This is a genomic window from Pseudomonas sp. 1L-C-7-B-C1 (assembly GCF_057291635.1).
Genome location: NZ_JBXAWH010000016.1, coordinates 59,610 through 84,105, shown reverse-complemented (window position 1 = coordinate 84,105; position 24,496 = coordinate 59,610). Strand labels below are relative to the sequence as shown.

The following is a 24,496-nucleotide window of genomic DNA, read 5'->3' as shown; positions in this document are numbered from 1 at the left end:
CCTAGCCAGCGCTCAAGAAAAGCCCCTGCCAGACCGACATGTTCCTGCATCAAGCGGCGCTAAGCACCCTTGCCAGTGTTGCCTTGACCTTGCCGATTCCGTCGTGCAAAGCCTGCTCGATTTCGGCCATTGTGATCACTGCCGCCGACTTGCCGGCAGCCGGGTTGACGACCAGCGCCAGACAGGCATATTCCAGTTCAAGCTCACGGGCCAGGGCCGCTTCCGGCATGCCGGTCATGCCGACGATGTCGCAACCATCACGCTGCAGTCGCGCGATCTCCGCCACGGTTTCCAGGCGCGGGCCCTGAGTGCAGGCGTACACGCCGAAATCGCTGTGGGCGCAGCCCTCGGCAGCCAGTGCCGCGATCAGCCGAGCCCGTAACGGCGCGCTGTAGGGGAAGCTGAAATCGATGTGGGTCACGTGCTCCAGATCATCGGCAAAGAACGTGTGATCGCGACCGCTGGTGTAATCCACGAGATCATGGGGCACGCAGAAATGGCCGGTGCCCATGTCAGGGTGGATTCCGCCTACGGCGTTGACCGCCAGAATCGCTTCGGCCCCGGCCTGCTTCAGCGCCCAGATGTTGGCGCGGTAGTTGACCTTGTGTGGCGGAAAGCGGTGCGGGTGCCCGTGACGGGCCAGAAACATCACCTCGCGGCCGGCATACTCGCCCAAATGGATATCGCAGGACGGCGCGCCGTAAGGCGTATTCACCGCCAGGGATTGACGGATCGTCAGCCCGTCGAGCTGGGTCAAGCCAGTGCCGCCGATAATCGCGTAAACAGTCATGGGAGTTCCTTATTCGATCAGTTGAGCAGCGCGCAGTGCGGTCAGCGCTGCCAGCCAGCGGGGGTGCTGCCGGTATTCGGTGGACGCCATGCCCTGCCCGCGCATTCTGTGAAGTCGCGCCGCAGGAGGCGAGACTTTCAAGCGCTGCGCGGCACTCAACGCCAGCTCAGCTGCAGCGCGGTCGTTGCACACCAGGCCCATGTCACAACCGGCGGTAAGCGCCGCCTCGATGCGGCTCGCGGCATCACCCACCACATGGGCGCCGGCCATCGACAGGTCATCGCTGAAGATCACCCCATCGAATCCCAGCTCGCCGCGCAAGATGTCCTGCAACCAGCGGCGGGAAAAGCCCGCTGGCTGCGAATCGACCTGGGGATAGATGACGTGGGCAGGCATGACCGCTGCCAAGTGTTTGCTCAGGCGCTGAAAGGGCACCAGGTCGTTGGCGCGGATCGTTTCCAGGCTGCGCTCGTCGTTGGGGATAGCCACATGGGAGTCCGCTTCGGCCCAACCATGACCCGGGAAATGCTTGCCCGTGGCCGCCATGCCCGCCGCGTTCATGCCCCGGATAAAAGCGCCGGCCAGTAACGCCGCCCGCTCAGGGTCGCCTTCAAACGACCGGGTGCCAACGACCGCACTGCGCTGGTAATCCAGATCCAGCACCGGCGCAAAGCTAAGGTCCAGCCCTACTGCCAGGACTTCGGTAGCCATCAGCCAGCCACAATGTTCGGCGAGGTTTTCGGCATTGGGATGACCGGCAATGGCGCGCATTGGCGGCAACCGGACAAAACCCTGGCGCAGGCGCTGCACGCGGCCGCCCTCCTGGTCGACAGCCAATAACAACTCGGGACGAATGGCGCGAATGGAGGCACAAAGCTCACGCACTTGCCGTGGGCTCTCTATGTTGCGCGCGAAAATGATCAGGCCGCCCACTTCGGGCTGACGCAGAAACTGACGGTCTTCGGAGGTCAGCCAGGTACCGGCGACGTCCACCATCAGGGAGCCTTGCAGGCCAGAACTCATAGGAAGATCCTTCAACAACCAATGCTCAAGCCGGCATGGTGAGGGATCGAAGGATGTGATGCAAATTACGCCACCGCCAGCCGGTGACGCGCCTCAGACCTTGGCAGGCACCGGTGTCGAGGTTTTGGTCCGGGGCCTGAGTTGCGCGGTGAGCATGGCGTTATCGGTGACACCCGTTTCGGCGCGCATGCCGGCCGCGAGGAATGGCACCATCAGGCGCATGACTTGCTCGATGGACGTGTTGACACCGAAATCGGTCTCGGCGATGGCGCGCAGGGCCTTGATACCGGACATGCTGAACGCAGCAGCGCCCAACATGAAATGGACCCGCCAGAACAACTCGATGGGAGGAATGCGCGGCGCCGCTTCGTTGACCAGCAGCATGTAACGACGGAATACCTTGCCGTACATGTCTTCGAGATAACGCCGTAAGTGGCCCTGGCTCTGGCTGAATGCAAGGCCAAGCAGGCGCATGAAGATGGACAGGTCATTGCCGCTGCGCGGCTGAACGACTAACGCCTGCTCGACGAGAATCTCGAGCAGCTCTTCGAGGGTAGGTTTGTTTTCAGGCTTGGCCTGGCGGCGCTCCAGCTCGCGATCGAGACTGACGCAGAACGGCCCGAGGAAGCGCGAGAATACGGCCTGAATGAGGGCCTTCTTTGAGCCAAAGTGGTAATTCACCGCGGCCAGATTGACTGACGCCTTGCTGGTGATCAGCCGCAACGAGGTTTCGGCAAAACCCTTCTCGGCAAACAGCTGCTCCGCTGCATCGAGGATTCGTTCAACTGTTTCCGACTGAGCCATGGTTCAACGCCTGACAAACAAGTGTTTGAAACATACGTTTCATACACGGCACTGTCAACCCTTAGCACCTGCTTTGTGTCCCGGCAGTCACGGGCATTTAACCATATAAACCGGGGCCTGTAGCCATCCAGGGATGAGGCGCAATGCAGGCGTGGCGAAAAGGCCCGTTGCCAAGACCCAAGCACTGTATATAATCCCAGTCACTGTATAAAAAGCCAGAGCGATGCACATGATCAAACTGACGTCACGCCAAGCCGAGATTCTGGACTTCATCAAGCGCTGCCTCGAAGACAACGGCTACCCGCCCACCCGCGCTGAAATCGCTCAGGAGTTGGGGTTCAAGTCGCCCAACGCCGCCGAAGAACACTTGAAAGCACTTGCCCGCAAAGGCGCCATCGAAATGACCCCGGGTGCCTCCCGCGGCATTCGTATTCCGGGCTTCGAAGCCAAACCCGATGACAGCGGTCTGCCGATCATCGGCCGCGTTGCAGCCGGCGCGCCGATCCTGGCCCAGCAGCACATCGAAGAATCCCTCGCCATCAACCCGGCCTTCTTTCATCCGAGTGCAGATTACCTGCTGCGGGTGCACGGGATGAGCATGAAGGACGTCGGGATTCTCGACGGCGACCTGCTGGCCGTTCACACCACCCGCGAAGCACGCAACGGCCAGATCGTTGTGGCGCGCATCGGTGACGAAGTGACGGTTAAACGCTTCAAGCGTGAGGGTAACAAGGTCTGGTTGCTGGCCGAGAACGCCGACTTCGCACCGATCGAAGTGAATCTCAAAGATCAGGATCTTGTCATTGAAGGCTTGAGCGTCGGCGTGATTCGTCGATAAGGAGAACGTAGATGCAGTTCCCACAGACACCGCAACAACATGCACAGCTGCCACTGTTCGAAGCATTTATGGCGCCCGGCGTGCCCATGCTCGACGTTCCGCTGTTGCAGGTCCCGACGCTGGCAGAGATTGCAGAGTCGCCCTGGAGCAACGAACCAGAAGCCTTTAGTGAATTGTCATTGCGCGGCGCTGCCGGGAACTGCCTCAACCTGCTGGCGCCGATCCTGCGCGAGTTGAGCCAGGACACCAACGATCGCTGGCTGACGCTGATAGCACCCCCCGCCAGCGTGACCCAGGCATGGCTGCGTGACGCGGGTCTGAATCGGGAACGTATTATTCTGATGCACCCGCGCGGGACTCAGAGTGCGCTGGAACTCACCCGTGAGGTCTTGCGCCTGGGCCGGAGCCATACGGTGGTCAGCTGGATCAATTCCCTGTCAGGCGGTGCGCGCCAGCAACTGGCAAGCGCAGCACGCATCGGCGATGCGCAGAGCCTCAACATTCGTCTGGGCTGAGCACGTTCGCGAAACTATTCAGGGTATTTAGTGCGTAAAGGCGCTTCTTGCGAATCGAGAAGCGAGATGGCGTGTGGGCGAGCTGCAGATCCCGAGAATCAATGCAGCACGCGCGGCCCTTCTTCATCCTTGGTCAACTCTCCTTCGGCCAGACGGCCTGCCATCTGCACACCGACGCTGAGCATCGCCTTGGCGACTTCAACGTGCTGACCCTGCAGGAACGCCTTGGCGTCTTCGGAGAAGTTCAGCGTGACGAGTGAACCTTCGTCTTCGGCGCGGCGCAATTCGATGCGGCCGTCAGGCAGTTCAACAATTTCCAGAAACGAAGTTGGCATCAGTGCAGTTCTCCACGAAAGGCCGGCATTGTAACAGCCAGAGGACTCAGTCCCTAGCCCATCGATCACTCTGCATCAGCACTCGCTCAGCCCTTCCCTGAACCGGATTGCCAGGCCTTTGAGCTGCTGGCGCCAGGCTTCCATCTCTTCGCGCGTCAATGCCTGCTCAGGCTCTTCGTCCGCCCCCACTGCGATGATCAATGGCTGGGTGACGTCACCCTTGGGTTTGCGCGGCGCGCTCGGAGGCAAATACAACTTATGGTACGAAGCCAGCAGCTGCGCCAGCCAGGTCTCGCGGTGTTGGGCCAGTTCCACCAGCTCCCCCATTTCCGGAATGGCGATGGCTTCCAATACTTTTGGCGACAGCAGATCCTCTGCACGGGGCGTGCTGGCCTGTGGCAGCCGGTAGAATCCGGCAATCTCGTGGCAGAGCCCGAGCAATGCGCCGTAGAGATGAAAGATCGCCGACTCACGCTCCGCCTGCTCAAGCCCCTGGGCGTTCATCGCGCGGCTGTCCCTGGCCTTGGCCATCGCTTCCAGTGCCAGGCCTGCGAAGAAGAGCTTTTGGTTGGTGCGGGTATAGAGTTCGTGAGCCATAACGGTGGCCTCTGTAGAGATGAGTGAATCGCCAGCCTGCCCGCAGCGGTTAGCCGCAGACAAAAAAATCCCTCGGAGCGTACATGCACGCCGAGGGATTCTTTTAACGCAAAGCGTCGAGGCTGACCAGTCGGATCGAGATCAAACGATCAACGCTTGTCCTCGACCTTCCACTTGCCGCCGTCGTAGAACGCACGCCAGCCGGTGGGCTTGCCTTCCACTTCGGTCTGCACGTACTGCTCCTTGGACTTGCGGCTGTAGCGGATCACCGCTGGACGACCGTCGGGGTCCTTCTTCGGCGCTTCACAGAGGAAGTGATACTTCGGATCGATCTCGTCCTTGTGCGGCGCGATCTCCATGACCAGGGGCGCACGGGTCTCGCGGTTTTTCGGGAACTGGCTGGCTGCCAGGAACAGGCCCGAAGCACCATCGCGCAGGATGTAGGTGTCGTCGACCTTCTCGCATTTGAGCTCCGGCATTTTCACCGGGTCCATCTTCGGCGGTGCCGCTTCACCGCTCTTCAGCAATTTACGGGTGTTTTTGCAGTTGGTGCAGCCGAAAAACTTGCCAAAACGGCCGGTCTTTAGCTGCATCTCGCCGCCGCACTTGTCGCACTCGACACTCGGGCCTTCATAGCCCTTGATGCGGTAAGTGCCCTCTTCGATCTCGTAACCCGAGCAGTCCGGGTTGTTGCCGCAGATGTGCAACTTGTGCTTCTCATCCAGCAGGTAGGCGTCCATCGCGGTGCTGCAGATCGGGCAACGGTGCTTGCCACGCAGCACGCGGGATTCGGACTCGCCCTCATCGTCGTCGGCGATTTCGTCGCCCGGCGTGAGGTTGACGGTGGCCTTGCAGCGCTCTTTCGGCGGCAGGCTGTAGCCCGAGCAACCAAGGAATACGCCGGTGGACGCCGTACGAATCTGCATCGGGCGACCGCAGACCTTGCACGGGATGTCAGTCATCACGGGCTGATTGGCGCGCATACCGCTGTCGGGGGCTTCAGCTACTTCAAGTTTCTTCTTGAAGTCACCGTAGAACTCGTCGAGGACGTTCTTCCAGTCGCGCTGCCCGTGGGCCACGTCGTCGAGGTTCTCTTCCATGCCGGCGGTGAAGCCGTAGTCCATCAGATTCGAGAAGCTTTCAGACAAACGCTCTGTGACGATATCGCCCATCTTTTCCGAATAGAAACGACGGTTGTGCAGGGCCACGTAACCACGGTCCTGAATCGTCGAAATGATCGCCGCATAAGTCGATGGACGACCGATGCCGCGTTTTTCCATTTCCTTGACCAGGCTCGCTTCCGAATAACGCGCGGGCGGCTTGGTGAAGTGCTGACTCGGATCAAGCTTGATCAGCTTTAGCTTGTCGCCTTGAGCCATGTCCGGCAGGACGTCGTCATCGCCAGGCTTGCTCATCTGAGGCAGCACGCGGGTGTAGCCGTCGAACTTGAGGATGCGGCCCTTGGCGCGCAGCTCGAAATCGCCAGCCGCCACGCTGACAGTGGTCGACAGGTATTGCGCAGGCGGCATCTGGCAGGCCACAAACTGGCGCCAGATCAGTTCGTACAGACGCTCGGCATCACGCTCCATGCCGGTCAGCTTGCTCGGGTGCGTGTTGACGTCGGAGGGGCGAATCGCTTCGTGAGCCTCTTGCGCGCCTTCCTTGCTGCTGTAGACGATCGGCGATTCCGGCAGGTACTTCTTGCCGAACTCGGTTTCGATGTAGGTGCGGGCCATGGCCACTGCGTCCGCCGACAGGTTGGTCGAATCAGTACGCATGTAGGTGATGTAGCCGGCTTCGTACAGACGCTGGGCCATCATCATGGTTTTCTTCACGCCGTAGCCCAGGCGGTTGCTCGCAGCCTGCTGCAGCGTGGACGTGATGAAGGGTGCCGACGGCTTGCTGCTGGTCGGTTTGTCTTCACGCTTGCTGATGCTGTAGGCCGAGGCCTTGAGCTTCTCCAGCGCCGCCATGGCAGTCGCTTCGTTCAGCGGTTTGAAGGCTTCGCCTTTTTCGCGGGCAACTTCAAAGCGAACGTTGGCGCCCTTGGCGGTGCCGAGGTCCGCGTGGATCTCCCAGTACTCTTCCGGGTTGAACGCACGGATTTCACGCTCGCGCTCCACCACCAGCTTCACGGCCACGGACTGCACACGGCCGGCCGACAGACCGCGGGCGATCTTCTGCCACAGCAGCGGCGACACCATGTAGCCGACGACGCGGTCGAGGAAACGGCGTGCCTGCTGGGCATTCACGCGGTCGATGTCGAGCTCGCCCGGTTTGGAAAAGGCTTCCTGGATGGCTTTCTTGGTGATCTCGTTGAAGACCACGCGCTTGTAGCGAGCATCGTCGCCACCAATGGCTTCGCGCAGGTGCCAGGCGATGGCTTCCCCTTCGCGGTCCAAGTCCGTCGCGAGATAGATGGTGTCGGCGTCTTTGGCCAGGCGGCGCAACTCGTCGATCACCTTCTCTTTGCCGGGAAGGATTTCGTACTTGGCTTTCCAGCCGTGCTCCGGATCGACACCCATGCGCGCCACGAGCTGACGCTTGGCCTTTTCCTTGGGCGACAGCACGGGCGCTTCGGCCACGGCCTTGCCGCGCTTGGCAGCAGGCTCTTTGGAGGCGCTAGCCGAACCGCTGGTGGGCAGGTCTCGGATATGGCCGATACTCGACTTCACCACGTACTGGTTGCCCAGGTACTTGTTGATGGTCTTGGCCTTAGCCGGGGATTCCACAATGACCAGCGATTTGCCCATGGATCGGAAAATTCCTAATGCGAGAAAAAAGACGTCAGAGCCGTCGAGGCCCCGCTATATATAGTGGCTGAAAGGTGAGGTCAAGCAATGGCTGCTGCAACGTGCCGCCTCAGGGCCGGGGAAAAAGATCCGGTTCGGCCTTAACCAAAGCAAAGCGCGGCACTTGCTCGCCGTCAACCTCAACTGACTGCAGAAACATGCTCAAAGGGCGTACCCACAGGCCGAATTCGCCGTACAGCGCTTGGTAGCACACCACTTCCTCTTCGGTCTCCGAGTGCCGCGCGACACCGATAACACGGTATTCGGGCCCTTTGTAGTGACGGTAGAGACCAGGTTGTAGCGGCATGCGGGGGACCTCGGGTGTGACAGAAAAAAAGTGGCGAAAATACATTTCCGGAAAAAACAAAAGCCGGGGCACCAGGCCCCGGCTCGCACACTGACACCGTTTAGACGCGTTCGAACACGGTGGTGATGCCCTGACCCAGACCGATGCACATGGTGGCAACACCCAGGGTGCCGCCATTCTGCTTCATCACGTTGAGCAAGGTGCCGGAAATCCGCGCCCCCGAGCAACCGAACGGGTGACCCAAGGCAATGGCGCCGCCGTGCAGGTTAACCTTCTCGTCCATCTTGTCGAGCACTTTCAAATCTTTCAGCACCGGCAGGGCCTGTGCAGCGAAAGCTTCGTTGAGCTCGAAGTAGTCGATATCGGCGATGCTCAGCCCTGCGCGCTTGAGCGCTTTCTGGGTCGCCGGAACCGGTCCGTAACCCATGATTGCAGGGTCTACACCGGCCACAGCCATGGAGCGGATCACCGCCAGGGGCTGGATGCCGAGGTCCATGGCGCGCTGGCCGGACATGACGATCATGCACGACGCACCGTCGGTAATCTGCGACGAGGTGCCGGCCGTGACCGTACCGCCTTTCGGGTTGAACGCAGGCTTGAGGGCAGCCAGGCTTTCCAGCGTCGTCTCCGGACGAATGGTCTCGTCGAAGTCGAACATTTTCAGGAAACCGTTCTCGTCGTAGCCCTGCATCGGGATGATTTCGTCCTTGAACTTCCCTTCCAGCGTGGCCTTCTGAGCGAGCCTGTGGGAGCGCACACCGAACGCATCCTGGGCCTCACGGGTGATGCCGTGCATCTTGCCCAGCATTTCGGCGGTCAGGCCCATCATGCCGGAGGCTTTCGCTGCGTACAGCGACATGTGCGGGTTCGGGTCGACCCCGTGCATCATGCCAACGTGGCCCATGTGCTCGACACCGCCGATGACGAAGACGTCACCGTTGTTGCTCATGATCGCCTGCGCCGCCGTGTGCAACGCACTCATGGACGAGCCACACAGGCGGCTGACCGTCTGCGCCGCAGAGGTGTGCGGAATCTGGGTCATCAGCGACGCCATGCGGGCGATGTTCCAGCCCTGCTCGAGGGTCTGGTTGACGCAGCCCCAGATCACGTCCTCGACTTCCGCCGGGTCGACCTTGCTATTGCGTTCCAGCAATTTGCTGATCAGGTGCGCCGACATGTCTTCGGCGCGGGTATTGCGGTGCATGCCACCCTTGGAGCGGCCCATCGGTGTGCGACCGAAGTCGACAATCACGACGTCTCTCGGATTCAAGCTCATATCTTCACCTGTTCGTTGGGCACTTAGCCGAAGAAGCGTTGGCCGGTCTTGGCCATTTCACGCAGCTTCGCAGTGGGGTGGTACAGAGCGCCCAGATCAGCGTATTGGTCAGCCAGGGCCACGAATTCAGCGACACCGATCGAGTCGATGTAGCGCAGCGCGCCACCGCGGAACGGAGGGAAGCCGATGCCGTAGATCAGGCCCATGTCGGCCTCGGCAGCCGTGTCGACGATGCCGTCTTCCAGGCAACGAACGGTCTCGAGGCAGAGCGGGATCATCATCCAGTTGATGATGTCATCGTCGCTGACCTCACGCTGCTCGTAGATCACTGGCTTGAGCACTTCCAGCACGGAAGCGTCGACCACTTTCTTCGGCTTGCCCTGCTTGTCGGTCTCGTAGACGTAGAAGCCCTTGCCGTTCTTCTGGCCGAGGCGATCGGCGTCGTACAAGGCGTCGACGGCAGTGCGGCGATCGTCCTTCATGCGATCCGGGAAGCCTTCAGCCATGACGTCGCGACCGTGGTGACCGGTGTCGATGCCGACCACGTCCATCAGGTACGCCGGGCCCATTGGCCAGCCGAATTTTTCCATGACCTTGTCGATGCGTACGAAGTCGACACCGGCGCTGACCAGCTTGGCGAAACCGCCGAAGTACGGGAACAGGATGCGGTTGACCAGGAAGCCGGGGCAGTCGTTGACCACGATCGGGTTCTTGCCCATCTTCTTGGCGTAGGCCACGGTGGTCGCCACGGCGACTTCGCTGGACTTCTCGCCACGGATGACTTCAACCAGCGGCATCATGTGCACCGGATTGAAGAAGTGCATGCCGACGAAGTTCTCCGGACGCTTGAGGGCCTTGGCCAGCAAGCTGATGGAAATCGTTGAGGTGTTCGAAGCGAGAATGGTGTTTTCACCCACCTGCCCTTCCACTTCGGCCAGCACGGCTTGCTTGACCTTAGGGTTCTCGACCACGGCTTCGACAACGAGGTCGACGGTGCCGAAATCGCCGTAGGACAGCGTAGGACGAATCGCGTTAAGCGCTTGGGCCATCTTCGCGGAGGTCAGACGGCCTTTTTCGACGCGCTTGCCCAACAGCTTCGATGCTTCGCCCAGGCCCAGCGCGATGGCTTCTTCGCGGATGTCTTTCATCAGGATCGGCGTGCCTTTGACAGCCGACTGATAGGCGATGCCGCCGCCCATGATGCCAGCGCCCAATACAGCGGCCTGCTTCACGTCCTTGGCGACTTCGTCGTAGACCTTGGCTTTCTTCTTCAGCTCCTGATCGTTCAGGAACAGGCCGATCAGGCTCGCGGCGGCCGAGGTCTTGGCCATCTTCACGAAACCGGCGGCTTCCACTTCCAGCGCTTTGTCGCGACCGAAATTGGCGGCTTTCTGAATGGTCTTGATGGCTTCGACCGGCGCCGGGTAGTTCGGGCCGGCCTGGCCAGCCACGAAACCCTTGGCGGTTTCGAAGGCCATCATCTGCTCGATGGCATTGAGCTTGAGCTTGTCCAGCTTCGGCTGACGCTTGGCCTTGAAATCGAACTCGCCGGAGATGGCGCGCTTGATCAGGTCCAGTGCGGCTTCCTGCAGCTTGCCCGGAGCGACCACTGCATCGACGGCGCCCACTTTCAGTGCGTCTTCAGCGCTGTTGTCTTTGCCGGACGCGATCCACTCAACGGCGTTATCGACACCGATCAGGCGTGGCAGACGGACGGTGCCGCCGAAGCCCGGGTAGATGCCGAGTTTGACTTCCGGCAGGCCGACCTTGGCGGTGGCGGACATGACGCGGAAGTCAGCGGCCAGGCACATTTCCAGACCGCCGCCCAGCGCGATGCCGTTGATGGCGGCGAGGGTCGGTACGTTGAGGTCTTCGAAGGCGCTGAAAATCTTGTTGGCTTCGAGGTTGCCGGCGACGAGTTCAGCGTCCGGCAGCTTGAAGTTGTCGACGAATTCGGTGATGTCGGCGCCGACGATGAACACGTCCTTGGCGCTGGTGACAATGACGCCCTTGATCGAGCTGTCGGCCTTGATGGCTTCGATGGCCTGACTGAGGTCGTTGAGGGTGAGACGGTTGAACTTGTTGACGGACTCACCCTTGAGGTCGAACTGCAATTCGACGATGCCACTTTCAAGAGCCTTAACCGTGATGGCTTTACCTTCGTAAATCATCAACTGATCTCCACGATATGGAAGCTGAACATTACGCGTCAGACGCTGAGATCCGGCGCTGTGCACGACGTTGCCGTCGAGGCGTAACACCAGACGCCAGTCACCCCGGCGACGCGATTCGAGCGTCTGTAAGAGCGTTCCTGCGGCAAACGCTCAATTCATACGCCCGTTTGATTTGGGTGCGGCTACCTTCTGCCATATTCCGGCAATTGTCAATTGAGCAGACAGCGGGCAAAACCGGCAAATCACAGGTAAAAGGCGCGCCTGATACGGGGCCATTCAAACCAATGATCACAGGAGCAGCAAACAGTCGGTAGTCGACGAAGGCGGCAGGAAACGCCGTCAACATGAAGAATGAAATAAACATCGGCGCAGCAGACAAATGCACCATTAAGGTCTACATTCAGCGCACTGCGCATCAAGACGGGTCATATAACCGGTCGCCAACAAGTAGTATGTGACCCGGCGAGCGGCATTGCACCGCACCGCACCTGAATTACGGCCTGCCTGGCCAACCCCGGCCCGATGTTGTTATCGGGCTTTTTAATGCCCGTCATTCGGGCATCGGGGTGGGTTACGCCAAGGCCTTCAGTACCGCTGCAATGTGCTGCAATACGTCTGGCTCGCCACGCTCGGCCCAGTACAGGGCAATCAGCTGCTTGCCCGCTTCCACCTTGTAGACGTCCGCCGGCAGCGTCGTGAACTGCTCGAGCAGGCGCGGATCTTCACACGGCTCACGCCACTGGTTGACCCACACGCCCGGCTCCCTCTGCCAATACACCCAGACATCAGGCTCCCGCGCAGTACGCGGCCGGTGATACTGCGGGCACGGACTCGGCGGCTCGGTGGGCAGCCAGTGCGGCCACTCCTGGGGAATCAGCTGCATGGCCAGCCCCATGCGTCGAGCCTGCATGCGCATGGCCATCCTGCCGCTCTGCGAGCGCGACGGGCGCAGCCAGACCAGCGGACTTAAAACCACCGCAATGATTGACAGAACTATCCACACCGTCATATTTGTACGCCCCCCGCGGCGGCAAGCGGCGGGCGGACCACATCGGCGTGCCAGAGGCGCGTGAAAAGAGCCATAATCAAAACCATCGCAAACCTCAGAAGGAAAACCCCATGTCCTATGTACATATTCTGGTAGCCGTGGACCTCACTGAAGAGTGCGATCCGGTGATCAAAAAAGCCATGGCACTGGCATTGGCCGGCGGCTCCAAGCTGTCGCTGGTGCACATCGTCGAACCCATGGCCATGGCGTTCGGTGGCGATGTCCCGATGGACCTGTCGCAGCTGCAACAACAGCAGTTCGATCAGGCCAAGGAAAAACTGGAAGCGCTGAAACGCAAATACCCTGACGTAAAAACCGGCGACAGCCATCTGACCTACGGCCAGCCACGTCAGGAAATCCACAACCTAGCGAAGGAACACCACGTCGACCTGATCGTGGTCGGTAGCCACGGCCGGCACGGTCTCTCTTTGCTGCTCGGCTCGACCGCCAATGACGTTCTGCACGGCGCACCCTGCGACGTGCTGGCCGTACGACTGGTCAAGCGCGTCGACTGATCCAGGCCCGCAAACAAAAGCCCGGCCCTTGAAAAAGGGCCGGGCTTTTTTATTGCTACAGGTTACCGATCACTCGTCCAGCTCAGCCCAACGCTCAAGCAAGCCGTCCAGTTCGCCTTGCAGGCTTTCCAGCTGCGCCATGACAGCTGTCGTTTGCTCCGCAGGACGCTGATAGAAACCGGCCTCGGCCATCTCGGCACTGAGCGCAGCCATTTGCGCTTCAACAGCGTCGATCTGCGCGGGCAATGCTTCAAGCTCGCGCTGCAGTTTATAGCTGAGCTTCTTTTTCGCGACCGGCATTTCTGCCGCTGCGACGGGTGCCGCCTGAACTACGGCAGTGGCCAGTTCGGACTTGCCGGACTTGCTGTCGGTGACGCCCAGCAGACGCGGCGAGCCGCCCTGTCGAATCCAGTCCTGATAGCCACCGACGAATTCGCGGACCTTGCCCTCGCCTTCGAACACCAGGGTACTGGTGACGACGTTATCGAGAAATGCCCGGTCGTGGCTGACCATCAGCACGGTGCCCTTGAAGGTCAGCAGCACTTCTTCAAGGAGCTCAAGGGTCTCGACGTCCAGATCGTTGGTCGGTTCGTCGAGGACCAGCAGGTTGGCCGGTTTGCTGAACAGCTTGGCGAGCAGCAGACGCGCGCGCTCACCGCCCGACAAAGCCTTGACCGGCGTCCGCGCCCGCTGCGGGCTGAACAGGAAATCGCCCAGGTAGCTGAGGACGTGGCGGCTCTGACCGTCGATGTCGATGAAGTCGCGCCCTTCGGCCACGTTGTCGATCACGGTCTTTTCCAGATCGAGCTGGTGACGCAACTGGTCGAAGTAGGCGACATCCAGACGGGTGCCGACTTCCACCTTGCCGCTGGTGGGCTGGAGGTTGTCGAGCATCAGCTTGAGCAGCGTGGTCTTGCCGGTGCCGTTGGCGCCGAGCAGGCCGATGCGGTCTTCGCGCTGCAGGACCATGGAGAAGTCCTTGATCAGCATCGGGCCGCCCGGGTGAGCGAAGCTGACGTTGTCGAGCACCATCACCTGCTTGCCGGATTTGTCTGCGGTGTCGAGCTGAATGTTGGCTTTGCCGGTACGTTCGCGACGGTCGCTACGCTCGACGCGCAATGCCTTCAGGGCGCGTACGCGGCCTTCGTTACGGGTACGACGGGCCTTGATGCCCTGACGGATCCACACTTCTTCCTGGGCCAGACGCTTGTCGAACAGCGCGTTGGCGGTTTCTTCCGCCGCGAGCATGGCTTCCTTGTGCACCAGGAAGCTGGCGTAGTCGCCGTCCCAGTCGATCAGGCCGCCACGGTCGAGTTCGAGAATGCGCGTGGCAAGGTTTTGCAGGAAGGACCGGTCGTGGGTGATGAACAACACCGCGCCCTGGAATTCCTTCAGTGCTTCTTCAAGCCAGGCGATCGCGCCGATGTCCAGGTGGTTGGTCGGTTCGTCGAGCATCAGCAGATCAGGCTCGGACACCAGGGCCTGGGCCAGCAACACGCGACGACGCCAGCCGCCGGACAGTTCGGCGAGGGTCTTGTCGGCCGGCAGTTGCAGACGGCTGAGGGTGCTGTCCACCAACTGCTGCAGGCGCCAGCCGTCACGGGCTTCGAGGTCCGACTGCACGTGCATCAGCTTGTCGAGGTCTTCGGCGGTGACGATGTTCTGGCTGAGGTGGTGATACTGAGCGAGCAGCTCGCCCACGCCATCCAGGCCTTCGGCAACGACGTCGAATACGGTACGGCCGTCAGCGACCGGCAACTCCTGGGGCAGCTCGCCGATCTTCAGGCCGGGCGCGCGCCAGACATTGCCGTCGTCAGGCATCTGAATGCCCTTGACGAGCTTCAACATGCTGGATTTGCCAGTGCCGTTGCGGCCGATGATGCAGACCCGCTCACCACGGGCGATCTGCCAGGACACCTTGTCCAACAACGGCATGGCGCCGAACGCAAGGGACACATCGCTGAATTTGAGCAGGGTCATGAGCTTCTCCAAAAACCGGGCGCGCATTCTACCTGAGATAACCCGGCAGAGGGGCGGCTAATCGATGACAGGACGTCGTCCGGACCCGGTGGCCGGCCGATTGTAGGCCGGGGTATGTTTCCATCTATCACGACGGGCAAGGCAGCGCTTCAACCCGCGCGGGCAACAGGCTAAGCTAGCCGCACTTTTCACGATGCATCTGCACGGAAGTCTCATGCGCAGTCGTTTCTTCAGCCTTTTGTCCTGCCTGCTTCTGTCGGCCACCGCTGCCCAATCCGTCCAAGCGGTCGATCTCACCACCCAGCGTCAGTATTACGATGAGGCCAAGCGGGCTTTAGCCAAGGGCGACAGTGGCCCTTATCGCACCTATGCCGCCGCGTTGGCGGACTATCCCCTCGAACCCTACCTGGCCTACGACGAACTCACCGCACGCCTGAACAGCGCGAGTGACGAGGAAGTCGAGAAATTTTTCGCCGAGCATGGCGACCTGCCCCAAGCCAACTACATGAAGCTGCGCTGGCTACGATTGCTCGCCTCGCGCGGTGACTGGCAGCCCTTCGTCAAGTACTACGACCCCAAGCTGAATTTCGTCGAGCTCGACTGTTTGTACGGCTCGTACCAGCTCAGCCACAACCAGCGCTCGGAAGGCTATGCCAACGCCGAGAAGACCTGGATGACCGGCAAGACGCTGCCGGCGGCCTGCGATACGTTCTTCACTCAATGGGCCGTCGAAGGACAGCTGACTGAACAGAAAAGATGGCAGCGCGCCAAGCTCGCCGCGCAAGGGCGCAACTATGCGCTGGCCAATCAACTGGTCAACAGCATGACCACCCTCGCCCCCCAGGGTCGTTTGCTGATCGCCGTGGCGCAGAAGCCCGAAATGGTCAACAACTCGGGCCAGTTCATGCCGGCCGACGAGGCGATGTCCGATGTGGTCGGGCTGGGCCTGCGTCGCCTGGCCAAGCAGGACCCGCAGCGAGCCATGGAGCTGCTCGACAGCTACGCGCCGGTGCTGCATTTTTCACACGAGGAACAGGTGCAGATCGCCAAGGAAATCGGCCTGACCCTCGCCCGCAGTTACGACGGTCGGGCCCTTGAGGTCATGACCAAGTACGACCCGGACCTGCGCGACAACACCGTTACCGAATGGCGCCTGCGCCTATTGCTGCGACTGGGCCGCTGGAGTGACGCGTACGAGCTGACCCGCCGCCTGCCCCAGGACCTGGCGACCACCAACCGCTGGCGTTACTGGCAGGCCCGCTCCCTGGAACTGGCCCAGCCCAACAGCCCGCTGCTGCCGGGGCTGTACAAGGCCGTCGCGAAGGAGCGTGACTTCTACGGCTTCCTCGCCGCCGACCGCACCCAGACGCCGTACATGCTCAACAACAAGCCGCTGGCGATGAGTCAGGCGCTCATGACCAAGGTGCGTAACACCCCGGGCGTGCGCCGCGCGCTGGAGTTTTATGATCGCGGGCAGATCGTCGACGGGCGCCGCGAGTGGTACCACGTCACCCGTCGCTTCAGCCGAGACGAAATGGTTGCCCAGGCCAAACTGGCGTACGACATGCACTGGTTCTTCCCGGCCATTCGCACCATCAGCCAGGCCCAGTACTGGGACGACCTGGACATCCGCTTCCCGATGGCCCACCGCGACACCCTGGTGCGTGAAGCCCAGGTTCGCGGGCTGCACTCAAGCTGGGTCTTTGCGATCACGCGACAGGAAAGTGCCTTCATGGACGACGCCCGCTCCGGCGTCGGTGCCGCAGGCTTGATGCAGCTGATGCCTGCGACCGCCAAAGAGACCGCGCGCAAATTCAGCATCCCGCTGGCCTCACCGGCGCAGGTGCTCGATCCGGACAAGAACATCCAGCTCGGCGCGGCGTATCTGAGTCAGGTCCACGCTCAGTTCAATGGCAACCGGGTGCTGGCTTCGGCCGCGTATAACGCAGGTCCGGGACGCGTGCGGCAGTGGCTGAGGGGCGCCAATCACCTGGCCTTCGACGTCTGGGTCGAGAGCATTCCGTTCGACGAAACCCGCCAGTATGTGCAGAACGTGCTGTCGTATGCCGTGATCTACGGCCAGAAGCTTAATTCACCGCAGCCGCTGGTGGACTGGCATGAACGGTTTTTTGATGATTTGTGAGCGGGCGAATGTTCGACCACGTTCGCCAGCAAGCCGGCTCCTACGGTGAAATTGCGTACGTCCCGTAGGACTGGCTTTAGCCGGGAAGGCGTTTGGCAGGCGCTCGACTACTCCAGCACTTCAACCTCCATCCCCACCTCGACAACCCCCGGCCCATCGCTCACCAGGTTCTGGCCAAACCAGATCTCCCCTTCCCGCTCGCGATAGGTCTTGAGCGTTGTCATCGGTTCGCGATCCGCGCTGCGCTCACCGGTTGCCGGGTCGATTGTCGTCATAATGCACCGCGAGCAGGGCTTCAACACCCGCAACTCAACCCCGCCAATCCGAATCCGCTTCCAGCCATCCTCCGCAAACGCTTCGGCGCCGGTCACCACCAGATTCGGGCGAAACCGCAGCATCTCCAGGGGACGCCCGACCTTGCTCGACAAGTCATCCAGGGACGACTGCCCGATCAACAACAGCGGAAAACCGTCAGCAAACCCGACCCTGTCTTCAATCGCCCCATAGCCGGAAGGCAACCAGCGAGCGCGCTCTTTCGGCACATGCACCAGCCGCGTCGGCTTGCCCGCCAGGGCGCTTACCCACCGCGCCGCTTCCTCGCCCGCGTCCGGCACCCGAAACGTGTCGCGCCAGATCGTGATGCCGCGCAGATTGGCCTCTTCATCGCTCGGCACCGGCACATCCAGACTGCCCAGCCCCGGGGCCGAAAGTGTTACGCCATCGCCCTTCCACAGCACCGACAGCTGCGACATCTGCGGCAGCGCACGCTGGCTGTAAAAGCGCCCGCTGGCTTCATCCACCAGCATCCAGCGACGATCGCCACTCATGCCCAACTCATCGAAACGGGCCTGCTGCAACGACTCGCCCATGCAGGATTTGAGGGGGTACCGATACAGTGCGCTGAGACGAAACATGTACGCGTCCTTATGCCAGAGCGGAAAGCCACCACTCTATACGAGACGCCAGGAAACCAAGCGGTACAGATGCAAAAAAGCCCCTCCATACAGCAAGGGGCTTGAAACAGTACCGGATCAGTTGTCGAGCATGAGCCGCTCGCGGACCACGTCGACCAGCTTGTCCGGCTGGAATTTGGAGAGGAAGTTGTCGCACCCGACCTTCTTGACCATGGACTCGTTAAAGCTGCCGGACAACGAGGTGTGCAGCACGACGTAAAGACCGCGCAGACGAGGGTCGTTACGGATTTCCGTGGTAAGGCGGTAGCCGTCCATTTCCGGCATCTCGGCGTCGGTGAAGACCATCAGCAGTTTGTCGGTCATGACCTCGCCGGTGTCTGCCCAGCCCTTGAGCATGTTCAGGGCTTTCAGCCCGTCACGGGCGACGTGCATTTTCACGCCGAGCTGACCCAGGGTGTCGCGCAACTGCGAAAGCGCCACGTTGGAATCGTCCACCAGCAGCACTTCGCGGCCGATGGCCCGGGCGAGGACCGGATCGTCCAGCTTGTCGCGGGAGACCTTGGCGCTGTACGGCACGATTTCGGCGAGGACTTTTTCCACGTCGATGATCTCCACCAACTGGTCGTCGACCTTGCTGATGGCGGTCAGGTAGTGCTGCCGCCCGGCGCTGGTCGGCGGCGGCAGGATCGCCTCCCAGTTCATGTTGACGATGCGGTCGACGCCGCCCACCAGGAACGCCTGAACCGAGCGGTTGTATTCGGTGACGATGATGGTGCTCGAAGGCCCCGGTACCAGCGGACGCATGCCGATGGCCTGGGACAGGTCGATCACCGGCAGGGTCTGGCCGCGCAGGTTGACCACGCCGCAGACGAACGGATGACGCTGGGGCATCAGCGTCAGCTTGGGCAGCTGCAGGACTTCCTGAACCTTGAATACGTTGATCGCGAACAACTGTCGGCCAGCCAGGCGGAACATAAGGATTTCCAGGCGGTTCTCACCTACCAGCTGTGTACGTTGGTCTACTGTGTCGAGAATGCCAGCCATCTGTTGCTCCTGGAGCAGGGTTCAAGTAAGTCCGCCTACCCTGTATCGGCAGCGCCGTGGCAGACCTTAATCGGGATAACGGCGCAGATGAACGTTTCACCCGTTCCGCCGATCAGCGTCCTCTGCCCCCATTCGCAACAATCAGAAATGGCCTACAGACTTTCAAGTGCGCTCAACATTAACTTTGGGCCACTCGCCCCCACGCGACCCGACATCTCATTGAGAGAAGGTGGAGATTGCACATGCTGAATGGCCTCGAATGGCAGCAGTTGCACGCAGCATTTCTCAGCAACAGCCAGACACTGATGTGCCGCGCCGACGAATGCTTCAGTCATCTGGAATTGATCAGTGATGATCGTGACGCGATGGAATGCCTGCTCTCCACATTGCAACACCTCGCCCGTGAGGCCGACACTCACGGCATTGCAACTGTTTGCGGGTTCGCCCGGCAACTGCATGACCTTCTTGAGTCCGCCACCGCCGCCCGACAATTGCCGCCCAAGGCACTGCCCGCTCTTAAACGCTGCTTCGTGTTGATGTCATGGCAACTGGAACTCATTGATCCGCGCAATGGTTCGCTGACGCTGGACGAAAGCGAAGAGCGCGACTTGCTGAACGCCTTCGCTTGCCAGTGCGGGTTCGGCGCCCGGAAAGAAAACCGGGGCATCACGCCGAGCTGGCAGGTCAACCCTGAGCAGTGCGACGTGCCCCTGACTTGATGTGCCGAGCGGAGCGAAGCGCAGTCAGCTCCGGGCAATGCTTGCGGGGGATCAGGCGATGTGCCGCGTCTGCCCCAGCAACGGCGAATGCGATGGCAAGTGCACGCGCAGCGCCCCCGCTCTGGCTTCGAAACGGGTGGCCTCCCCGCTCAGAGGTTCGCCGTCGAGGTTGATGGTCAGCCCCTGCGCCGATTTGAGTTCGACCCACGGCAACCGTGCGCGGACGAACATATTGTCCAGGCCAAGCCCGCCTTCGAGCAGACTCCTCAGGGTGCTCACCACTTCCTGGGGCGCTGGCAAGATGCTGATGTCCAGCAGACCGTCGTCGGCCAAGGCTTCGGGGCACAACGGATGCCCCCCGCCAGCTTGACGGCCGTTGCCGATGCCCAGCGCCAGCATCTCGCCCTTCCAGTGAAAATCCGGGCCGTTGAATTCGCCGTACGCGGCTTTCAACTCGCTGAAGCGTGTGAGACCGGTGAACAGATACGCCGCACCGCCGAGGATCTTCTTCAAGTCTTCAGAGGTATTGGCGGTGACCTGACTGCCAAAGCCGCCGGTGGCCATGTTGAGGAACATCTGGCCGCCCACCGCCCCCATATCGACGGCACGCGCCGGTACGTCCAGCAGGTCAAGGGCCTGGTCGGGTTCCAGCGGCACGCCTGCGGAGCGGGCAAAATCGTTGGCCGTCCCCAGCGGCATGATCACCAGGCTGGCGTCGACTTCAGACAGCGCCAACGCCTCGGCGACATCCCGCAGGGTGCCGTCGCCACCGCCGGCGATGATCTGCCGATGACCGGCCTCCAGACCCTCGCGCACCAGGCGCTGGGCATCGCCTGCTTCCCAGGTCACGCGAACGTCCAGTTCCCAGCCGTGTTTGCGCTTGCGCTCCACTGCCTCGCGGACATCCTCATTGAGCGCCTGCTTGCCGTGAAGAATCAGTAATGCCCTGCGCGCTGTCATATCCCTTCCTTTTGCGTGTTCGAGTTGATGCGTGATGTGTTGACCGCGCGCGCTGCGAAAAAAGCCCGGCGGAGGAAAATCTTTTAAACCAACGTCCTTGGATTGAGATCTCGCCAAACTCCATCCCTGGAAGGCATTGGACGGGGTGTGATGGCAGTCGGTGATGGCAAAAAGCCTTGAGCGGCGGGGACTTACGTGTGCGGTCCTTGCCGACACGCGACATTCATCTCCGTGCATGCCCATGAGGTTGCCGCCTTGCGTGCCGTAATTAGGGGACGAGAGGCGTTACTTCTGCGTTACAGCCTCTTGAAAACCACGGGCGGAAAGCGCTTAATCGACAAATAATTGGCTAATTTGCACAGGACTCTCATAAAAGTCAGTAAATTGACTTTCAATGCGATCGCCTGGATTGCGGCCCTGTCATTGATTCACGGATCGAAAAGGCGAAAACCCACATGCAACTGATTCCCTGCATTATTGCTGGCGGCGCCGGCACCCGGCTGTGGCCTGTTTCACGGGAGGCGATGCCCAAACCCTTCATGCGCTTGCCGGACGGCGAAAGCCTGCTGCAAAAGACGTTCAACCGCGCCAGCCAGCTGGACGGTGTCGAAAGCGTGCTCACCGTCACCAACCGGGACGTGTATTTCCGCACCGTGGATGACTACCGGCTGCTGAATAAACGACAGCGTTCGCTGGAGTTTCTGCTCGAACCGTTCGGCCGCAACACGGCCCCTGCCATCGCTGCCGCAGCGCTGCATGTCCAGGCGCGCTACGGCGATGACGCGCAGCTGTTGATTCTGCCGGCGGATCAATTGATCACTGACGTTGCCGCCTTCGAGACCGCCGTGCAGAGCGCACGCAAGCTGGCCGACCAGGGCTGGCTGGTGACGTTCGGGCTGGTTCCCTCCCGCGCCGAAACCGGCTTTGGCTACATCGAGAAAGGCCAGGCCCTCAGCAGCGAGGCCTATCAGGTGGCGCGTTTCGTCGAGAAACCCGATGCTGTCACCGCCCAGAACTATGTCGAGGGTGGGCTGCATTTGTGGAACGCCGGCATGTTCTGCATGCGCGTCGATGTGCTGCTGGCCGAACTGGAAAGTCACGCACCGGCGCTTCTGGCCGCGGTGCGCCATTGCCTGGCGCAGTGCACCAGCAAGGAAGGCCGCAACGAACTGCAGATCGAGCTGGACAGCACGAGCTTCGCCCTGGCGCCGGACATTTCCATCGATTACGCGTTGATGGAGCGTTCGCAGAAGGTCGCGGTGGTGCCGTGCGAGATGGGCTGGAGCGACATCGGTTCGTGGCAGGCCATTCGCGAGCTGAGTGCGGCCGATGAAAATGGCAACCGATGCAACGGCGAGGTGGTGTTGCACGACGTGACCAACTGCTACATCGACTCGAAGAAGCGACTGGTGGGTGCGGTGGGTCTGGACAACCTGATCATCATCGACACCCCGGACGCTTTGTTGATCGCCGATGCAAATCGCAGTCAGGAAGTGAAGGTCATCGCCCAGGAGCTCAAGCGTCAGGGCCATCCGGCGTACCTACTGCACAACACCGTGACCAGACCGTGGGGCACTTACACGGTGCTGGAGGAAGGCAAGCGCTTCAAGATCAAGCGCATCGTGGTGAAACCGCAGGCGTCTTTGTCGCTGCAGATGCATCACCACCGCAGCGAGCACTGGATTGTGGTCAGCGGCATGGCTCGGGTCACCAACGGGGAAGACGAGTTCATGCTCGATACCAATGAGTCGACGTTCATCAAACCGGGGCATACCCATCGTCTGGTCAACCCGGGGGTGATTGATCTGGTGATGATCGAGGTGCAGAGCGGGGAGTATCTGGGGGAAGACGACATCGTACGGTTTACCGATGTTTATGGGCGGGTGCCTGAGCCTGCGAAGGCTTAGGCGTTGCCTGATTAGATCAAGATCAAGATCAGAATCAAGATCAAGATCAAGATCAAGATCAAGATCAAGGGCGTCTGCCTGGGGGCAGACTGTTTCGGCTTCGCCGAGTTACTTGGAAAAGCACCCCAAGTAACCAAGGGTGCTTGCTCCTGGTTGGGCCCCTCGTTCCTCGGGGTTCCTTCACTCCGGTCCCGCTCCGTGGGCCCGCCGCCATCCGCCATCCATGGCGGGGGGCGGCTCTCGCGGCATCCATGCCGCTCGGCCCACTCCGCGAGACCTGCGCTCAGCCTGCACCCAAGTCGCGATTTGTGGTGTCTGGGCTTTTTGCGTATGAAGAGCAAGAGCAGATCAGAAGCAGATCAAGAGCTTCCCGGCTAAAGCCGGTCCTAAGAGTACCCGCCGTTTGATCGTTCCCACGCTCCGCATGGGAATGCATCCCGTGACGCTCCGCGTCATTTCCCCAGTCCCGAATGCGCGTCGTCTAAGGGACGCGGAGCGTCCGGAGGGGCGTTACCACGCGGAGCGTGGGAACGATCAGAAATAGCGGTGGCGACCTCGACTGTAGGACCGGCTTCAGCCGGGAAGCCTTTGATCTTGATCTTCATACACAAGAGGCTCAGTCACCGCCCATCGCGACTTGGGTGCAGGCTGAACGCAGGTCTCGCGGAGTGGGCCGAGCCGCATGGATGCGGCGAGAGCGCCGTCAGGACAGGGATGTCCGTTCGGCGCGGGCCCACGGAGCGAGACCGGAGTGAAGGAACCCTGACGAAGGAAGGGCCCAACCAGGAGCAGGCACTTTTGCTTACTTTTGGTGCTTTTCAAAAGTAAGTCGCCGAAGGCGAAACAGTCTGCCCCCAGGCAGACGCCCTTGATCTTCTCACAGCCCCCGCGCGCCTTTGACGTACTCAACAAACCTGATCACCGCCGGGGCCTTTTCGTGGCGTCGGTGGATGAGCGACAACGACGAGCTCGGCTGACAATCCTCAATCCGCCGATAGACCACATTCGGCAACCGAATGTGATCCACCACCGACTCCGGCACCACCGCCACCCCCTGGCCAAGACTCACCAGCGCAATCACCGACACCAGCCCTCCCGGCTGCGGACCCAGCGTCGGCGCGAAACCGCCATGGGCCGCCACCTCCAGCGTGCCGGAAATCTGCTCAGGGAGAATGAACACCTCGCTCTGCAGGTTCACCGTGTTGATCACCTTCAGTTTACAAAGCCACGAACTGTCCGCCAGCGCCAGAACAAAACCCTCGGTCAGCAACGGCACGACGCTGACCGAATCGGGCAGCTGCATGGGCGAGCGGATGAAACCCACGTCCAGCCGCCCCTCCTCGATCAGCCGCGGCAGCGTCGGCATCAGATGCTCGTTGATGTTGAATTCAATGTCCGCATAGCGCTGACGAAACTGACTGACGTGCTGCTGCAACACCCCGGAAAACACCGCCGAGGCGACGTAGCCCAACTCGATCCGGCCGGCCTCGCCACGGCCGGCGCGCTGGACGTTGTACTGCGCGGTCTCAAACTGGCGCACCGCCAGTTCGGCCTCGATCTGCAACGCGCGTCCCGCCTCCGTCAGCCTCACCTCTCGCTGTTCACGGAGAAACAGCCGGGTGCCCAGCGCGTTTTCCAGGTCCTGAATCTGCCGCGTCAGCGTAGGCGGCGCGATGCCCAGTTGCTCAGCGGCGCGAGTGAAATGCCGATGACGGGCGACGGCCAGAAAGTAGCGAAAGTGACGGATTTCCATGGAGCGTTACCTGGGAGGTAATCAAAACGCGGGGCGCGGGTAACAGAGCATAGGGCATATCC

At 61.1% G+C, this 24,496-nt stretch carries 21 protein-coding genes; 6 read left to right on the top strand and 15 right to left on the bottom strand.

The features are described 5' to 3' along the window. Positions 1 to 49 precede the first annotated feature (49 nt). The 3 genes from AC0Z8Z_RS22665 to AC0Z8Z_RS22655 form a co-directional block, all read right to left on the bottom strand. Positions 50 to 790 carry an S-methyl-5'-thioinosine phosphorylase gene (locus tag AC0Z8Z_RS22665; RefSeq protein ID WP_485620595.1) on the bottom strand — a complete coding sequence of 247 codons (741 nt, stop codon included), beginning with the start codon at positions 788 to 790 and terminating at the stop codon, positions 50 to 52. A 9-nt stretch (positions 791 to 799) separates the two neighbouring features. Further along, the gene (nagZ, locus tag AC0Z8Z_RS22660; protein ID WP_485620641.1) at positions 800 to 1,801 is read right to left on the bottom strand and encodes a beta-N-acetylhexosaminidase; all 1,002 of its coding nucleotides are present in this window, start codon (positions 1,799 to 1,801) and stop codon (positions 800 to 802) included. A gap of 105 nt (positions 1,802 to 1,906) precedes the next feature. Beyond that, positions 1,907 to 2,617 carry a TetR/AcrR family transcriptional regulator gene (locus AC0Z8Z_RS22655; RefSeq protein WP_485620594.1) on the bottom strand — a complete coding sequence of 237 codons (711 nt, stop codon included), beginning with the start codon at positions 2,615 to 2,617 and terminating at the stop codon, positions 1,907 to 1,909. 229 nt (positions 2,618 to 2,846) lie between these two features. On the opposite strand from AC0Z8Z_RS22655, the gene lexA reads away from it, so the two are divergent. Then, positions 2,847 to 3,455, top strand: coding sequence for a transcriptional repressor LexA (lexA, locus tag AC0Z8Z_RS22650; protein WP_065988571.1), 609 nt, complete (start codon positions 2,847 to 2,849; stop codon positions 3,453 to 3,455). A gap of 11 nt (positions 3,456 to 3,466) precedes the next feature. Continuing rightward, complete coding sequence (gene sulA, locus AC0Z8Z_RS22645; RefSeq protein WP_485620593.1) at positions 3,467 to 3,970, top strand: SOS-induced cell division inhibitor SulA; 504 nt, start codon at positions 3,467 to 3,469, stop codon at positions 3,968 to 3,970. A gap of 98 nt (positions 3,971 to 4,068) precedes the next feature. Here sulA and AC0Z8Z_RS22640 read toward each other — a convergent pair whose 3' ends face one another. From AC0Z8Z_RS22640 to AC0Z8Z_RS22610, 7 genes are all read right to left on the bottom strand, one after another. Beyond that, positions 4,069 to 4,305, bottom strand: coding sequence for a hypothetical protein (locus tag AC0Z8Z_RS22640; RefSeq protein WP_037011193.1), 237 nt, complete (start codon positions 4,303 to 4,305; stop codon positions 4,069 to 4,071). A gap of 75 nt (positions 4,306 to 4,380) precedes the next feature. Then, positions 4,381 to 4,902 carry a DUF6586 family protein gene (locus AC0Z8Z_RS22635; RefSeq protein WP_485620592.1) on the bottom strand — a complete coding sequence of 174 codons (522 nt, stop codon included), beginning with the start codon at positions 4,900 to 4,902 and terminating at the stop codon, positions 4,381 to 4,383. A 149-nt stretch (positions 4,903 to 5,051) separates the two neighbouring features. Further along, positions 5,052 to 7,655, bottom strand: a complete 2,604-nt coding sequence (gene topA, locus AC0Z8Z_RS22630) for a type I DNA topoisomerase (RefSeq protein ID WP_485620591.1) — start codon at positions 7,653 to 7,655, stop codon at positions 5,052 to 5,054. Positions 7,656 to 7,764: 109 nt separating this feature from the next. After that, positions 7,765 to 8,001, bottom strand: a complete 237-nt coding sequence (locus AC0Z8Z_RS22625) for a DUF1653 domain-containing protein (protein WP_485620590.1) — start codon at positions 7,999 to 8,001, stop codon at positions 7,765 to 7,767. 100 nt (positions 8,002 to 8,101) lie between these two features. Continuing rightward, positions 8,102 to 9,277, bottom strand: coding sequence for an acetyl-CoA C-acyltransferase FadA (fadA, locus tag AC0Z8Z_RS22620; protein ID WP_485620589.1), 1,176 nt, complete (start codon positions 9,275 to 9,277; stop codon positions 8,102 to 8,104). 23 nt (positions 9,278 to 9,300) lie between these two features. Continuing rightward, on the bottom strand, positions 9,301 to 11,448 hold the full coding sequence (gene fadB / locus AC0Z8Z_RS22615; RefSeq protein WP_485620588.1) for a fatty acid oxidation complex subunit alpha FadB: 2,148 nt from the start codon (positions 11,446 to 11,448) through the stop codon (positions 9,301 to 9,303). Positions 11,449 to 12,022: 574 nt separating this feature from the next. Then, positions 12,023 to 12,460 (bottom strand): hypothetical protein, encoded by a 438-nt coding sequence (locus tag AC0Z8Z_RS22610; protein WP_205482881.1) that lies wholly within the window; start codon positions 12,458 to 12,460, stop codon positions 12,023 to 12,025. A gap of 110 nt (positions 12,461 to 12,570) precedes the next feature. Between AC0Z8Z_RS22610 and AC0Z8Z_RS22605 the strand changes: the two genes are divergently transcribed. Beyond that, positions 12,571 to 13,014: a universal stress protein gene (locus AC0Z8Z_RS22605; protein WP_172612707.1), complete on the top strand. Its 444-nt coding sequence runs from the start codon at positions 12,571 to 12,573 to the stop codon at positions 13,012 to 13,014. A gap of 69 nt (positions 13,015 to 13,083) precedes the next feature. Here the strand turns inward: AC0Z8Z_RS22605 and AC0Z8Z_RS22600 are convergent, their stop codons facing one another. Then, a complete protein-coding gene (locus AC0Z8Z_RS22600; RefSeq protein WP_122534495.1) occupies positions 13,084 to 14,994 on the bottom strand; it encodes an ATP-binding cassette domain-containing protein in 1,911 nt (636 codons plus the stop codon). 214 nt (positions 14,995 to 15,208) lie between these two features. Between AC0Z8Z_RS22600 and AC0Z8Z_RS22595 the strand changes: the two genes are divergently transcribed. Further along, on the top strand, positions 15,209 to 17,137 hold the full coding sequence (locus AC0Z8Z_RS22595) for a transglycosylase SLT domain-containing protein (protein ID WP_485620587.1): 1,929 nt from the start codon (positions 15,209 to 15,211) through the stop codon (positions 17,135 to 17,137). Positions 17,138 to 17,244: 107 nt separating this feature from the next. Here AC0Z8Z_RS22595 and AC0Z8Z_RS22590 read toward each other — a convergent pair whose 3' ends face one another. Together AC0Z8Z_RS22590 and AC0Z8Z_RS22585 are read right to left on the bottom strand one after the other, a co-directional pair. After that, the gene (locus tag AC0Z8Z_RS22590; protein ID WP_485620586.1) at positions 17,245 to 18,051 is read right to left on the bottom strand and encodes an MOSC domain-containing protein; all 807 of its coding nucleotides are present in this window, start codon (positions 18,049 to 18,051) and stop codon (positions 17,245 to 17,247) included. Between the two features lie 117 nt (positions 18,052 to 18,168). Next, positions 18,169 to 19,095: a chemotaxis protein CheV gene (locus tag AC0Z8Z_RS22585; RefSeq protein WP_122534492.1), complete on the bottom strand. Its 927-nt coding sequence runs from the start codon at positions 19,093 to 19,095 to the stop codon at positions 18,169 to 18,171. Positions 19,096 to 19,337: 242 nt separating this feature from the next. Here AC0Z8Z_RS22585 and AC0Z8Z_RS22580 point away from each other — a divergent pair, with 242 nt between their 5' ends. Further along, complete coding sequence (locus AC0Z8Z_RS22580; protein WP_485620585.1) at positions 19,338 to 19,814, top strand: hypothetical protein; 477 nt, start codon at positions 19,338 to 19,340, stop codon at positions 19,812 to 19,814. A gap of 51 nt (positions 19,815 to 19,865) precedes the next feature. Here the strand turns inward: AC0Z8Z_RS22580 and yegS are convergent, their stop codons facing one another. Further along, the gene (yegS, locus tag AC0Z8Z_RS22575) at positions 19,866 to 20,774 is read right to left on the bottom strand and encodes a lipid kinase YegS (protein ID WP_122534491.1); all 909 of its coding nucleotides are present in this window, start codon (positions 20,772 to 20,774) and stop codon (positions 19,866 to 19,868) included. A gap of 455 nt (positions 20,775 to 21,229) precedes the next feature. Here yegS and AC0Z8Z_RS22570 point away from each other — a divergent pair, with 455 nt between their 5' ends. Next, positions 21,230 to 22,681: a mannose-1-phosphate guanylyltransferase/mannose-6-phosphate isomerase gene (locus tag AC0Z8Z_RS22570; protein ID WP_485620584.1), complete on the top strand. Its 1,452-nt coding sequence runs from the start codon at positions 21,230 to 21,232 to the stop codon at positions 22,679 to 22,681. Positions 22,682 to 23,558: 877 nt separating this feature from the next. On the opposite strand, the gene AC0Z8Z_RS22565 is transcribed toward AC0Z8Z_RS22570, so the two are convergent. Continuing rightward, on the bottom strand, positions 23,559 to 24,434 hold the full coding sequence (locus AC0Z8Z_RS22565; protein WP_485620583.1) for a LysR family transcriptional regulator: 876 nt from the start codon (positions 24,432 to 24,434) through the stop codon (positions 23,559 to 23,561). Positions 24,435 to 24,496 lie beyond the last annotated feature (62 nt).

Bases quoted from the DNA above. Each gene is read 5' to 3' on its own strand.
- AC0Z8Z_RS22665 (WP_485620595.1), bottom strand. From the start codon at position 790: ATGACTGTTTACGCGATTATCGGCGGCACTGGCTTGACCCAGCTCGAC.
- AC0Z8Z_RS22655 (WP_485620594.1), bottom strand. From the start codon at position 2,617: ATGGCTCAGTCGGAAACAGTTGAACGAATCCTCGATGCAGCGGAGCAG.
- lexA (WP_065988571.1), top strand. From the start codon at position 2,847: ATGATCAAACTGACGTCACGCCAAGCCGAGATTCTGGACTTCATCAAG.
- sulA (WP_485620593.1), top strand. From the start codon at position 3,467: ATGCAGTTCCCACAGACACCGCAACAACATGCACAGCTGCCACTGTTC.
- AC0Z8Z_RS22640 (WP_037011193.1), bottom strand. From the start codon at position 4,305: ATGCCAACTTCGTTTCTGGAAATTGTTGAACTGCCTGACGGCCGCATC.
- AC0Z8Z_RS22635 (WP_485620592.1), bottom strand. From the start codon at position 4,902: ATGGCTCACGAACTCTATACCCGCACCAACCAAAAGCTCTTCTTCGCA.
- topA (WP_485620591.1), bottom strand. From the start codon at position 7,655: ATGGGCAAATCGCTGGTCATTGTGGAATCCCCGGCTAAGGCCAAGACC.
- AC0Z8Z_RS22625 (WP_485620590.1), bottom strand. From the start codon at position 8,001: ATGCCGCTACAACCTGGTCTCTACCGTCACTACAAAGGGCCCGAATAC.
- fadA (WP_485620589.1), bottom strand. From the start codon at position 9,277: ATGAGCTTGAATCCGAGAGACGTCGTGATTGTCGACTTCGGTCGCACA.
- fadB (WP_485620588.1), bottom strand. From the start codon at position 11,448: ATGATTTACGAAGGTAAAGCCATCACGGTTAAGGCTCTTGAAAGTGGC.
- AC0Z8Z_RS22610 (WP_205482881.1), bottom strand. From the start codon at position 12,460: ATGACGGTGTGGATAGTTCTGTCAATCATTGCGGTGGTTTTAAGTCCG.
- AC0Z8Z_RS22605 (WP_172612707.1), top strand. From the start codon at position 12,571: ATGTCCTATGTACATATTCTGGTAGCCGTGGACCTCACTGAAGAGTGC.
- AC0Z8Z_RS22600 (WP_122534495.1), bottom strand. From the start codon at position 14,994: ATGACCCTGCTCAAATTCAGCGATGTGTCCCTTGCGTTCGGCGCCATG.
- AC0Z8Z_RS22595 (WP_485620587.1), top strand. From the start codon at position 15,209: ATGCGCAGTCGTTTCTTCAGCCTTTTGTCCTGCCTGCTTCTGTCGGCC.
- AC0Z8Z_RS22590 (WP_485620586.1), bottom strand. From the start codon at position 18,051: ATGTTTCGTCTCAGCGCACTGTATCGGTACCCCCTCAAATCCTGCATG.
- AC0Z8Z_RS22585 (WP_122534492.1), bottom strand. From the start codon at position 19,095: ATGGCTGGCATTCTCGACACAGTAGACCAACGTACACAGCTGGTAGGT.
- AC0Z8Z_RS22580 (WP_485620585.1), top strand. From the start codon at position 19,338: ATGCTGAATGGCCTCGAATGGCAGCAGTTGCACGCAGCATTTCTCAGC.
- yegS (WP_122534491.1), bottom strand. From the start codon at position 20,774: ATGACAGCGCGCAGGGCATTACTGATTCTTCACGGCAAGCAGGCGCTC.
- AC0Z8Z_RS22570 (WP_485620584.1), top strand. From the start codon at position 21,230: ATGCAACTGATTCCCTGCATTATTGCTGGCGGCGCCGGCACCCGGCTG.
- AC0Z8Z_RS22565 (WP_485620583.1), bottom strand. From the start codon at position 24,434: ATGGAAATCCGTCACTTTCGCTACTTTCTGGCCGTCGCCCGTCATCGG.